Below are 12,299 nucleotides of genomic sequence, written 5' to 3'. Positions count from 1 at the left end.
TTGCTTACATCTGAAAAAGCTTGTAAGCAATATATGCTGCAACGGCCCAAATGATAATCGCAGAAATCTTATTAATGATCCGCATGATTTTTCCACTCGAGTCTATTTGTCCTACAATCTTCCCTGCTACAGCAAGCCCAAAGAACCAAACCCAAGAAACCAGAATGGTCGCAGCAGCAAACATAACTTTATCTAAGCCCGTGTAATTCAGAGAGCTGGTGCCGATAACCCCAATGGTGTCCAGGATCGCGTGTGGATTTAATAAAGAGACGGACATCGCAAACAAGATCTGTTTTTTTGAAGATAGTGGTGCTGTGTCTGTGGATGAAGAGGTAGGTGTGCTTCTCCAGATGGACCATCCCATATACAAAAGGAATACAAGTCCCGCAGCAAATAAAGCGGTCTGCAGAACAGGGATGGCAAACACAAGAACAGAAACGCCTAGTACGGCTAATAAAATAAGAAGGGTGTCACATAAAGCGGCTGTAAGAATAACTGGAATCGCCTTCTTAAATTTTGGCTGTGAGGCGCCTTGGTTAAATACAAAAACATTTTGTGCGCCAAGCGGAAGAATTAATCCAAAGGCTAAGGCGATTCCGTGAAGTAGTGCGGCTAACATAGATGATTCCTCCGATGATGAGTAATGCGTTATAAAATTTGAATTAGCCCTTCAAGGGTCATCATTTGATGATCTCCTACATTTTCGGCTAAATAATATGTACTATCATACAATGCGGGCTTTCATTTAAAAAGATGTTTCATCTGCACAAATTACACCTTTAGCAGAAATGTCATACCACCTCATGACCTTTTGTAACTAGTAAGACTTTAGGAGGTTACACTATAATAAAGGTCTAGTCAGCACAGTATATAGGGGGCAATTCAGTGTTTAATCTGGTTAAGCAGTGGTTCTGGTACGATTGGCTCGTCCTCCTGTTTCGGATTTGTTTTTCTACTTCTTTTATAGTTACGATGTGTTACCTCTCAGAGGATTTTACGATTCCTTTCTGGATCGTGTTTGTTTGGGGTGTGATCTCTTTTTCAGTGCCTTGGTTTTGTTTGCAGCTGCATTATAAGTATTATCTGATGGCGGAGATCCTCCTTTCAGGTGGTCTATGCTTATATTTGGCTGCTCTGTTTCCTGATTCGTATGTAACTTTTCTGCCAATTGCTTTTATGATTGCCAGCAATAGTGCACAGAAGTCCTATCGTTGGTCAGCTCCGATCACGGTGATCTTGATTCCAATAATGTTATCTAGATTGTCACAACAAATGGATGCTATATCGATGATTGTGAACTTTGGCTTGGTGTATACGATTGGCTTCGCTTTTCACTTGCTGGTGGTGAATCATAAGCAGAACGGGATTATTAAGAACCAGAATGCTGTCCTGGAGCAGTATATCTCACAAGTCGAGCGTATGACCCTTCTGGAGGAAAGAGATCGATTATCCAAAGATTTGCATGACACTGTGGGGCATTCTTATACTTCCATTCTTATGGGGCTAGAGACTTTACGTACGGAGGTGAATACCTCTGAAGGAGAGCATAAGATAGATTCCTTATTAAAGCTAACTCGCAATGGCTTGGATGATGTTCGGCGATATTTGCACCATGTGGGCTCCTCACAGGATTCGTTGACGCTTATGCAGTCCCTGCAGAAATTAGTGGATGATTTCCAGACTCTCTCGAAGGTTCAGATTCGCCTAAGAACGTTTGGAGAGGCATATGCAGTATCCAAGCAAGCCCAGATGACTTTATACAGATGTCTGCAAGAGTCGATAACCAATGCTGTACGTCATGGTCGAGCCAGTGAAATTGTCATTAGTCTACATTACGAAGAGAAATTGATTCGGCTGGATGTGCAGGATAATGGATTAGGCGCAGCGGATTTAACAGCAGGATTCGGTCTGAACGCGATGAAGGAACGAGTTTCTAACTTGCAAGGGCAAGTGTATTTTTACTCTAAGCCAGGGGAAGGAACCTTAGTGACCTGTAGTTTGCCGAGACTGGAAGAGATCCGGGAGGAAATGGTTCGTTTATTGCTGGTAGATGATCAGCCTTATATCCGGGATAGTCTGCGAATTATTCTAGAGCAGGAGCCGGATTTTGAGATCATAGGGCTAGCAGAGAATGGTGAGCAGGCAGTAAGCTTCTGCGAGCAGGATCAACCTCATGTGGTGTTGATGGACCTAAATATGCCAAGTATGGACGGTGCGGAAGCAACTAAGCGCATTAAGCAAAAATGGCCAGGGGTACGAGTGCTGATCCTCACTACTTTTCAAGAAACAGATATGGCAGTCGAAGCCTTGCAAAACGGGGCAGATGGCTACTTATTAAAGTCTACCGAGCCGCAGGAGCTATTTGAAGGTATACGTCTCGTACATCGGGGTGTGAAGATGATAACTCCTGCTATTACGAATGTATTAATTGATCATTATGAGATGCATCCTGCTTCTGAAGCGCAGACTGAACAGAGTAATGAATATGGGCTGACCCCACGTGAGCTTGAGATTCTAGAATGCCTCTCGAAAGGGATGCGTTATAAATCGATTGCGGCCAAATTGTATTTGTCTGATGGGACGGTGAGAAATTACGCTTCTACTATCTATGCTAAGCTGGGTGTACGGAACCGCGAAGAAGCTGTAGAGAAAGCCTTTGGCACTACGGAATAACCATAACTGAATCATCTGAAATTAACGAGTGAGCACCTTGTTGTCTATTTTCCTTTCGGGAGTAGGCGATAGGGTGTTTTTTTATATTTCTCGCTTAAACGCTTACTGTCCTTATAAGCACGCCGAAGGCGTTATGTTTCAATGAAATGACTGTCATATGACATTATGGCACTGGTCGATTTTACATTAATAGCATTAGTGTAGGAACTGTGTAGAGGAACCAATTTTTAATGCAGAGAGGGAGAGAAGACCATGAATCAAATGATCCGCAAACATGTAAGGAATTTCTGTTACTTATTAATTACTTTTGCCACCGGGCTGTTTTACCTTTGTTTTTATATGGTGGGCATTGCTTTTGGGGTCGCGATGTCCTTCACCATAGTAGGTATTCCAATCCTTTATTATGTTTTACGTTCTACGGAGACTTTTTTACAGCATGAGCGAATTCGAACCAAAGTCTATACGGATATTTCCGTACGGACGATTCCGGCCCGATCTCAAGAAGAAGGCAGCATGTGGGAGCGGGTTAAAGGGGAGTTGCTGGATGAACATAACTGGAGAGCGATTATAGGACTGATGCTGCAGGGTATTATCGGAATGCTGAGTCTAATATGTGCAGCTCTTTTTTACTTGACTCCTATTATTCTCTTGTTATCACCTGTCTTGTATTCATTCGGCGTCTCTTCTATATCGTTTTTCGGTGTAACAAATAGTACGCTGAGGAGCTCATTTTTTTTCTTGCTGTTAGGTGCATTATTTCTATGGATAGGTGCTTATCTCGGGAACAGTCTGGTAAAGATGATCGGCAGGTATACGCGGCGTTTAGTGAAGGATTTTGCTAGAAGATAAACTTAAACAAGAGAGAAGGAAGAATGATGGCAGCTTCAGTTTCATTAGTAAAATTATTCTCGCAATCCCTTTGGATGATGTGGGAGAACCTATTTGCCGTTATCACCAAGTTCCGCAGTCAATCCGTATGGAGATACGGGATATGTAAATTGGTCGTGTTGAAGTATCACGGAGAAAGTGTGGTCTGCCAAGATGGGCATCGGATACTTCCGGGTGATTGGGTGGGTGAGCTTCATCTGGATAATCGTCAGGTTGTGCAGCTAACGCGTACACTCGGCGCTGATCGGGCTGGAATCCGTACTGCACGCATGCTTCGCGAGGCCATGAAGGAGATTAGTCGTGAACTGGATAGCAATCCAGAGCTAAGCAAAGTACAGGCGCTAACGGGGATTACGCTACTTCACCGAGGGATCATCCATGGAATAGGATTTGATCAGCATCCCATCAAGTCCAAATGGCAGCGGCGATGGTATGGAATTTATCTTAGGTTCTTGCTTCGCATGCTGCATCCGGAAGGGAAGCAACGCGTAGAGGACAGCTCGGAGAAGTTGTCTCCCATGATGCTTGTGCTTAGTAAGCAGTCTTTGAAAGCGCGGTTTGCTCCTCGAAGGAAAGAGGCGGTTTCCTGATGTGGACGCTCATTATTTTAGCTATAGATTTCATTATTCTTTATATGATGGTTCCATTTGTGATTACTCGAATATTAGGCTGGGGTGTTGCATCTAAGGGGGATGCTGCGAAGGGAATTGCTTTTACTTTTGATGACGGACCAGATCCATGCTATACCCCTGAATTATTAGACTTATTACATGAGCATGACGTTAAAGCGACCTTCTTCGTATTAGGCAAAAAGGCTGAGCAATACCCGGATTTAATCAAGCGAATACACCGGGAAGGACACCAGATCGGCATTCATAATTATACGCACGTGCCCAACTGGATTTACTCCCCATGGACGAATAGACGGAAGCAAGTGGATCGAACAGCTGACATTGTCGAGCGGATTACAGGAGAGCGTCCTATCTTGTATCGCCCACCCTGGGGGCTCCTTAATTTAGGTGATCTTGCTTTACTTAGACGTTCTTATCAGATTGTGTTGTGGTCTGTTATGGTGGGGGACTGGAAAGCATCCGTTAGCGCGAAGCAATTAAAGCATGATTTATTGAAAAAGATTAAACCGGGCTCCATCATCACTCTTCACGATAGTGGGGATACGCTAGGGGCAGATAGAGAAGCGCCGCTGAAAATGATCACAGGGCTGGAACAGGTCTTAAGTGATGTTCACCTACAGGGTTTGAACTGTCTGCGTGTGGATGAACTTCTCGATAAAGAGGCCGGAAGTATTGGAAAAGCCCAATCCCGAGCAAATGTCGCGATCAGGTCGACACGTAGCTATTGACGATTTTTTATATAGGAAGAGCTATGGTACCATTTAGGTTAAAGCCGGTAGTTCTTACGAGCCTATATTAAATTGTCGAGCAAAGGATGGGTAGCATGTTAAATACTTCTTACTGGTTAACCAATATAAGACTGGAACAAGGTTATGTTATAGAAGATGAACAAGTGGTTGGCACGAATACGAAGGTTTGTCATATCCGGATTGATGGGGATAAGATTTCAGAAGTTATTGGAGCAGACATCGAGATTCAGAGTCATCTCCCTAAATATGACGGAAAAGGGTTATTGATGCTGCCTTCTTTTGAGGAGGCGCATATCCATTTAGATAAAACATATTTTGCTGGACCATGGAAGGCGGTAAAGTCTGCTGCCGGTGTCTTCGAACGGATTGAGGAAGAGAAGGTATTATTGCCTAAGCTGCTGCCGATGGCGAGACAACAAGCGGAGAGCATCTTGACGCTTATACAGGGTTTCGGTGCCACACATGTGCGTAGTCATTGTAATATTGAGCCTGTCAGCGCTCTAAAGCGTTTAGAGGCAACCATGCAAGCCTTAGAGACCTTTTCCGGCAAAATTTCATCAGAAATTGTAGCGTTTCCGCAGCATGGTCTGCTTCGTTCTAACTCTGTTGAGCTGGTAAAGCAATCTTTATCAGAGGGGGCAAACTGTGTAGGAGGCGTCGACCCATCCTCTGTAGATGGAGATATCGAAAAGTCACTTCAGACCATGGTCGAGTTAGCGGTAATGAATACTGCAGGCATTGATATTCACTTACATGATGGAAAAGAAGCAGGAAAGCAGACGTTGTCGCGTTTGGCTGATCTGACAGAAGAAGCTGGATTGCAGGGCAAAGTGACCGTTAGCCACGCATTCTGGTTCGCGGGTGCTCCGCAGCAGGAGGCAGAAGAAATGGCCAAACGGATGGCGTCTCTCGGCATGACGGTTGCCTCCACAGTGCCTATTGGAAGAATGATGATGCCACTACCTATGCTGCACAGCCAAGGTGTAAAAGTGAAACTGGCAACAGACAGCCTTACAGATCACTGGTCTCCTTTTGGTAATGGCGATCAATTGGAGAAGGTGGGACGATACGCAGAGTTATATGGGTGTAGTGATGAACGGTCATTGTCACAATCCCTTGGATTTATAACAGGAGGAATAACACCTCTTAGTCAAAAAGGGGAACAGGTGTGGCCTAAGGTAGGAGACACTGCAAGCTTTGTGCTGCTCCATGCCAGCTGTTCAGCTGAAGCTGTAGCGCGAAGATCGGAGCGTCAAGCGGTATGGTACGAGGGTCGTCTCGTGAGTGGGTCATTATAGAGTCATGAGAGGTGGATGACATGCTCATCTCTAACCATTTACAACAGTATAAAGCCGCGCTGCTCTCACTTCCGAAGGAGACCGGGCTAACGAAAGCGGATCTGCAAGTAGATAAGCTTCTTATGAAGCGTAGCGGCAAGCTTGAAATGTACTATGCACCGCACAATGAGTACCTGAATCCTGCTGCAAAGGTGATCATTATTGGGCTAACACCCGGTTTTACACAGATGAGCGCAGCCATAAAAGAAGCGATCAGAGGGTTGGAAGCCGGGCTTTTAGATGAAGAGGTCTGTAAAGGGGCGAAGGATGCGGCGAGATTCGCTGGGACTATGAGGAATACGTTAATTCATATGCTAGATGCACTTGGGCTTCAACAGTATTTGGGCCTTGCCTCCTGTGACGAATTGTTTCAGAAGCAGCAAACGAGCCTGCATACCACCTCTTTATTGCGTTTTCCCGTGTTCATAGAGAAGAAAAATTATAGCGGAGTACATCCCAAGCTACTTTCTGATCCGTTCCTTAGAGAATGTGCGCTATTGTCACTAGAGCAGGAGTTGGGCATCCTGAGCCAAGCTTTAATTATTCCTCTAGGAAAAACTGTGGAAGGTATGCTTCGGCTTTTGGTATCTGAGGGTAAGCTCGATGATCAGCGCTGTTTATGGGGATTTCCTCATCCTTCGGGAGCGAACGGGCATAGATTTAAGCAGTTTGCCAGCCATCAAGAGGCAATGACAAAGGCTCTACGAGATCATTTATGGAACGCCTGAACGGCTTCCAGTTGCAACATTTTTCCTGAACCTCACGTTAAGAATGATAGAGTAGAACAACTTCATTCATCTCAGGAGGTATAATTTTACTATGAAAACATTCAAAGTAATCGGAGCGGTCCTCGCTGGCACGCTCATAGCATCGAACGTCATCTCAGCGGCACCTGTTCAGCCGGCACCGGTCAAACCAGCAACTAATTCCTCTGTACCGCAAGATTCTTATGGTGGTCTAAAATATGTGCTAGTCATTGATGGTAACGGCTACTCCCCAGTCGATGTTCCGCTATACGTAGGTTCAAGCAAGGAAGTTATGATCCCAATCCGTACAGCCGCTGAAGCGCTTGGATACAAGCTAACATGGACGCAGAGCCTTCAATCGCTAGGTCTTGAGAAAGATAGCCAGTCGATGTCCTTTCAAATTGGAAAAGATGCTTATCGTAATGGCACAACACTTCTTACGTTGGGTGCTGTTCCAGAGCTAAAGAATGGTAAAACCTACGTTCCACTCTCTTTCTTCGAAAAAGTGATGAAGCTTGAAGTTATCGCCGGCCCAACTGGAACGATTTCGATTAATTCCAAGGAGCAAGGCAGTGGAGAGACCTCTTCAGACACGATCAAGCAAGGATCAATCACTAGTATCTATAAGGGCGAAAAAAATGTTGAAATCGGCCTCAACGGGTATGGTCATGGCATTCGCCTAGGTATTTCTGATGAAACAGAAATCGTATCTGCTGATAATAAGAAGCTAACCTTCGCTGACCTGCAGCTGGGCATGTCCATCGAGGTCGAGCATAGCATGGTGATGGCTATGAGTATGCCGCCATTGACAAGCGCGATCAAGATTGTTGTGAAAGAACAAGCTCCCGATCAGCAGACGTTGGGAACGGCTGGCGTGATCGAAGAGATTACTCCTTCAGATAATGGTGCGACTCGCATTGTGATCAAGGGCGATAAGCTCAGTGATACTTCGTTCGAGACAATTGTTCTGAATACTACAGACACTACGACTATTCTCGGTACGAAAGACAATCAGAAGATTGCCGTAAGTGAGCTGAAAAAAGGCGACAAAGTGTATGCGTTCTACGGTCCGATGTTAACCAAGAGTATGCCGCCTATCGGTCAAGCGACTAAAATCGTCGTAGAAAACTAATCTACATGAAATCGAAGAAATAACGGATCACATGGAAAAAGACCGGTGAGGTGTAGGTCAAGCTATCGACACGGCTTAAATAGCTTTCTTTTAAAGCTACGAATTTATCGCCATCACCGATGAGCAAATCTCGCTTCAGCACGGAAACCGTTAAGCTGCCTAAGAAGCCGCTCAAACTGATCAGCATGCCTGACAGGAAACCGAAGATCGGGTTGAGCGGCGTCAGGTAGGGATAGATCAGATAGGAGACTCCGGTTGTTACGACAAACGCACAAGCAAAGCCTTCCCAGGTCAAATAAGGATTGGCGGTTGGGACCACTTTGCGCTTACCCAGATAGAGGGATGCCAGATAGTGGACCACATCATTCAGTTGCGTCAGCACTACTAGGAATAATACAAGCCCCGCTCCATACTCCGGTGTAGCAAATTGAAAATAGGCTAAGTGACTAAGCCCAAATACCATCAGCATTAGTCCCCACTGGGTTGAACTAACACTACGCAGGAAGCCAACAGTCCCTTTATTAATAAGCCTAGGTAGCGGTAGGAGTAAGAATACATAGACCGGGATAAACACAATAAACATCCCGTACCACTCGATATAAATCCAGTAGAACTGAAGAGGAATGGATAAGTACGCCCACAGAAATAGTCTGCGGTCGGATTTTCGTGATTTTATCATGGAGAAATATTCTTTGAGCGCAAAGAAGGTTAGCACCATAAGTGACAGTAGTGAGACGACTGGATTAAAAAGAGTAGCCAAACAAAAGATGAAGAGCATTCCCCACCAGGTTTTGATGCGAAAGCCGATACCTGTATAGTCTTTACTTGGTTGTAATCTGCCTATAACTACATACATCAAGTGAATGGCCGATAAGGCCGCAAAAATCAGGATTATCGTTAATAGAGAGCGGTCGATAGCTAATCACCAACTTGTCGTAGAGTAGATTCCATTAATGGGTTCATATGTTATTATGAAGGAAACGTCCAATCTTGATAAGGGGAAAATTGTAAATGGCAGATGCTCCATCGGTCTTTATCTTACTTACGAATACCGGAACGCTCTTTACGAAGCTTATTCAAGGCTACACGAGAGCTCCTTATAATCATGCCTCAATCTCCTTTAATCGGGAGCTTTCTGAGTTATATAGCTTTGGCAGAAAGCATCCGAGCAATCCTCTGAATGGTGGATTCGTGAAGGAGGATATTAAGACAGGCACGTTCAGCAAATATCCGAATACAACATGTGTTCTCTACGAACTTCAAGTAACAGCCCGCGAAGTGGAGAAGATGGAGCGGGTGCTCAAAGTTTTTATCCGCAGTCGGCAAAAGTATCTCTATAACATTCTCGGTGTAATTGGTATTGCACTGAAGGAACCTGTCGAATTCAGCAACTCCTACTTCTGCTCACAATTTGTTGCGGAAATTCTGGAGAGGTCCGGAATTAAGCTATGGAATAAGCTGCCTGCGCTCGTAACGCCTGATGATTTTCGGCAAAGCGATCGTCTGAAGCTGATTTATCAAGGCAAATTAAGTCAGTACGAACCTAAAAGCTAAGGGAGAGTATTTGGATGAATAACAAAGAACGGTTCTCAAATCGGGTAGATTCGTATGTAAAATATCGGCCGAGCTATCCTAGGGAAGCTATTGATTATTTGTACAATACGATTGGGCTAAAACCGAATTGCGATATTGCAGATATTGGCGCAGGAACGGGAATATTCTCAGCATTGCTTCTGGAGCGCGGGAGTCGTGTGACAGCCGTTGAACCAAATCCGGAAATGCGTACAGCTGCGGAGGAGAAGTTCGCAAAGGATAACCATTTCCGCGCATTGCCAGGGTCTGCCGAGAAGACAGAATTGCCAGACCAGTCTGTAGATTTTATCGTGTGTGCCCAGGCGTTTCACTGGTTTGATAGGGATGCAGCGCAATTGGAATTCAAGCGGATTCTTAAATCGGGTGGAAAGGCAGTTCTGATATGGAATTCTCGGCGTACTTACGGTACCCCATTTCTGGAGGAATATGAGCAGCTGGTGCAAGCTTTCGGCACGGACTACACTCAAGTGAATCATAAGAACATTACCCCTGAAATCCTTAGTTCCTTTTTTAAGACAGGGCAGATGCAAGTTGCACACTTTAGCAATCAGCAGGTGTTTGATTTCGAGGGATTAAGCGGGCGGGCAAGATCGTCTTCCTACATTCCGGCCCCCGGAGATCCACGTTACGAGAACATGATGACGGAGCTGCGGAGCCTGTTTGAACGAAATAAACAGGATGATAAAGTGTTTTTTGAATATGAGACCGAGATTTATTGGGGCGAAGTATAAAAAATATAGGCATATTAAAAAGACTCAAATCCCAATACTAATAGGGTTTGAGTCTTTTTTACTTTTAGTTATGAAAGATGAACGTAAATTACAATCACTGGGTGGAACCCAACTCAATCGGTTTATTAGAAGTGTTGATAACTACATTGTGTGAATTAAAAGACAGAATTTGAATCAGCTGCTCTGCCATATGGTTCGCAGTATATTTGAACCCTCCCTTTACCCATTCCATGATTAATCCAAATAGAGCATAGGCCGTATAGCTAGAAAATAATTCGATATTTATATTGTTATTAGTATTATTAACCGCGACTAAGTCCTGCTTGGTTAGCTCCTTTAAGATGTCACAAATCTTATTTTGAAACCCAAGCAGAACATTGGAATTTACAATGATGGTATAAAAATTAGAGTAGCAAACGACATGCTCAAAAATTTTGATGCTAGAGGTAGTAAGCTCACTCACCATGAATTTATCGGTATGGAGATAGGGATCTTTATAAGCCTTAATTAAATCCTCCAGCACATCATCAATCAGCTCATTCAGAAGCTCTTCTTTGGTTTGATAATGCTTATAGAAGGTTCCACGGTTTAAATCGGCTAGGGTAACAATATCGGTTATCGTAATAGTGCGGAAATTCTTTTTTTCCATGAGTAATATCAATGCATTTTTTAGTTCTTTCCTCGATTTACTTGTTCTTCGATTTTTAAGCAACAGAAGACCACCTAACTGTCTATTTTCTATTCCTATTTCAACACAATTCCAAGTTATATTTATTTATGAACATTTGATGTCTCATTTGTATATTGATAGTTAAATTGCAGAAGATTAAACTTGAGTAGAATAAATTTTAAGTGATTTAGAGATTTTATAAAATATAAGGAAGTATAAGTTTCACGCTATACTTTATCCTTATATTTCTCGCATATACGCTTACCGTCCCATTAAGGACGCCGAAGGCGTTTTTGCTTGTATTAATACTTACATTATAGATAAACGTAAAGGAGACTTCCAACATGAAACTTCAAGACAGAGTTGCAGTTGTTACCGGAGCAGCCTCAGGAATGGGGAAATCAATCGCAGAGTTGTACGCTAAAGAAGGTGCAAAAGTGATTGTAGCCGATCTTAACCTCGAAGGTGCAGAACAAGTCGCAGCAGGAATCGTTAGTAATGGTGGAGTAGCTAAGGCGTTGAAAGTGAATGTTGCGCTAGTTGAAGACATCAATAACATGATTGATACCGCAGTAAATGAATATGGAACACTAGATATACTAGTGAATAATGCGGGTATTATGGACGGCTTTGAGCCAGTTGGTGATATTAATGATGAGAGATGGGATCTTATCTTTGACATCAATACCAAAAGTGTAATGCGGTCCACACGTAAAGCGCTACCTATTTTCCTCGAAAAAGGAAAGGGCGTTATTGTGAATACCGCTTCTACAGGTGGCGTAAGTGGTGCTCATGCTGGAGCAACTTATACTGCCTCCAAACATGCAGTAGTAGGCTTGACGAAAAATACAGCTTTTATGTATGCCAACAAAGGCATTCGTTGTAATGCCATCGCACCAGGAGCTACTGCCACTAACATTAGTGCTTCTATGAAAAAAATTAATGAGTTCGGCATGAGCCGCACTCAACTAACACAGGCTGTAATTCCTCGTGTAGGTTCACCTGAAGAAATCGCACAAGTTGCGTTATTCCTGGCTTCAGATGATTCCAGTTTTGTAAACGGAGCAGTCCTCGCTGCCGATGCGGGATGGACTTCAGCATTCTAGAATTAGATATCATAAAAACTCCGCTAGAGATTACTCTAGCGG

13 protein-coding genes are annotated in these 12,299 nt (G+C 43.8%); 10 read left to right on the top strand and 3 right to left on the bottom strand.

Annotated elements, in window-relative coordinates; translation table 11 throughout:
• Positions 1–4: 4 nt before the first annotated feature.
• The gene (locus ACN6MV_RS30545; RefSeq protein ID WP_419885454.1) at positions 5–619 is read right to left on the bottom strand and encodes a LysE/ArgO family amino acid transporter; all 615 of its coding nucleotides are present in this window, start codon (positions 617–619) and stop codon (positions 5–7) included.
• 266 nt (positions 620–885) lie between these two features.
• Here ACN6MV_RS30545 and ACN6MV_RS30540 point away from each other — a divergent pair, with 266 nt between their 5' ends.
• The 7 genes from ACN6MV_RS30540 to ACN6MV_RS30510 all read left to right on the top strand — a co-directional run bounded on the left by ACN6MV_RS30540 (position 886) and on the right by ACN6MV_RS30510 (position 8,157).
• Positions 886–2,673, top strand: coding sequence for a response regulator (locus ACN6MV_RS30540; RefSeq protein ID WP_419885453.1), 1,788 nt, complete (start codon positions 886–888; stop codon positions 2,671–2,673).
• Positions 2,674–2,925: 252 nt separating this feature from the next.
• Positions 2,926–3,522: a sensor domain-containing protein gene (locus ACN6MV_RS30535; protein ID WP_419885452.1), complete on the top strand. Its 597-nt coding sequence runs from the start codon at positions 2,926–2,928 to the stop codon at positions 3,520–3,522.
• A 23-nt stretch (positions 3,523–3,545) separates the two neighbouring features.
• Complete coding sequence (locus ACN6MV_RS30530; RefSeq protein ID WP_419885451.1) at positions 3,546–4,151, top strand: YkoP family protein; 606 nt, start codon at positions 3,546–3,548, stop codon at positions 4,149–4,151.
• The gene (locus ACN6MV_RS30525; RefSeq protein ID WP_419885450.1) at positions 4,151–4,921 is read left to right on the top strand and encodes a polysaccharide deacetylase family protein; all 771 of its coding nucleotides are present in this window, start codon (positions 4,151–4,153) and stop codon (positions 4,919–4,921) included. Before ACN6MV_RS30530 ends, ACN6MV_RS30525 begins: the two co-directional genes overlap by 1 nt.
• 95 nt (positions 4,922–5,016) lie before the next feature.
• Complete coding sequence (locus ACN6MV_RS30520; RefSeq protein ID WP_341116014.1) at positions 5,017–6,240, top strand: amidohydrolase; 1,224 nt, start codon at positions 5,017–5,019, stop codon at positions 6,238–6,240.
• A 20-nt stretch (positions 6,241–6,260) separates the two neighbouring features.
• Positions 6,261–7,007, top strand: a complete 747-nt coding sequence (locus ACN6MV_RS30515; RefSeq protein ID WP_042131599.1) for a uracil-DNA glycosylase family protein — start codon at positions 6,261–6,263, stop codon at positions 7,005–7,007.
• Positions 7,008–7,098: 91 nt separating this feature from the next.
• Positions 7,099–8,157 carry a copper amine oxidase N-terminal domain-containing protein gene (locus tag ACN6MV_RS30510; RefSeq protein ID WP_419885449.1) on the top strand — a complete coding sequence of 353 codons (1,059 nt, stop codon included), beginning with the start codon at positions 7,099–7,101 and terminating at the stop codon, positions 8,155–8,157.
• Position 8,158: 1 nt separating this feature from the next.
• On the opposite strand, the gene ACN6MV_RS30505 is transcribed toward ACN6MV_RS30510, so the two are convergent.
• The gene (locus ACN6MV_RS30505) at positions 8,159–9,073 is read right to left on the bottom strand and encodes a phosphatidate cytidylyltransferase (RefSeq protein ID WP_042131597.1); all 915 of its coding nucleotides are present in this window, start codon (positions 9,071–9,073) and stop codon (positions 8,159–8,161) included.
• Between the two features lie 95 nt (positions 9,074–9,168).
• On the opposite strand from ACN6MV_RS30505, the gene ACN6MV_RS30500 reads away from it, so the two are divergent.
• On the top strand, positions 9,169–9,711 hold the full coding sequence (locus ACN6MV_RS30500; protein WP_419885448.1) for a hypothetical protein: 543 nt from the start codon (positions 9,169–9,171) through the stop codon (positions 9,709–9,711).
• 14 nt (positions 9,712–9,725) lie between these two features.
• Positions 9,726–10,481, top strand: a complete 756-nt coding sequence (locus tag ACN6MV_RS30495) for a class I SAM-dependent methyltransferase (protein ID WP_419885447.1) — start codon at positions 9,726–9,728, stop codon at positions 10,479–10,481.
• A 94-nt stretch (positions 10,482–10,575) separates the two neighbouring features.
• Here the strand turns inward: ACN6MV_RS30495 and ACN6MV_RS30490 are convergent, their stop codons facing one another.
• Entirely contained in the window at positions 10,576–11,193 is a 618-nt protein-coding gene (locus ACN6MV_RS30490; RefSeq protein ID WP_231573980.1) for a TetR/AcrR family transcriptional regulator, read from the bottom strand.
• Positions 11,194–11,495: 302 nt separating this feature from the next.
• Here ACN6MV_RS30490 and ACN6MV_RS30485 point away from each other — a divergent pair, with 302 nt between their 5' ends.
• Positions 11,496–12,257: an SDR family oxidoreductase gene (locus ACN6MV_RS30485; RefSeq protein ID WP_419885446.1), complete on the top strand. Its 762-nt coding sequence runs from the start codon at positions 11,496–11,498 to the stop codon at positions 12,255–12,257.
• Positions 12,258–12,299 lie beyond the last annotated feature (42 nt).

Source organism: Paenibacillus sp. B-A-8 (assembly GCF_048572915.1).
GTDB lineage: Bacteria > Bacillota > Bacilli > Paenibacillales > Paenibacillaceae > Paenibacillus_AQ.
The sequence above is the reverse complement of the archived record's forward strand: the minus strand, read 5'-3'. Positions and strand labels throughout refer to the sequence as shown.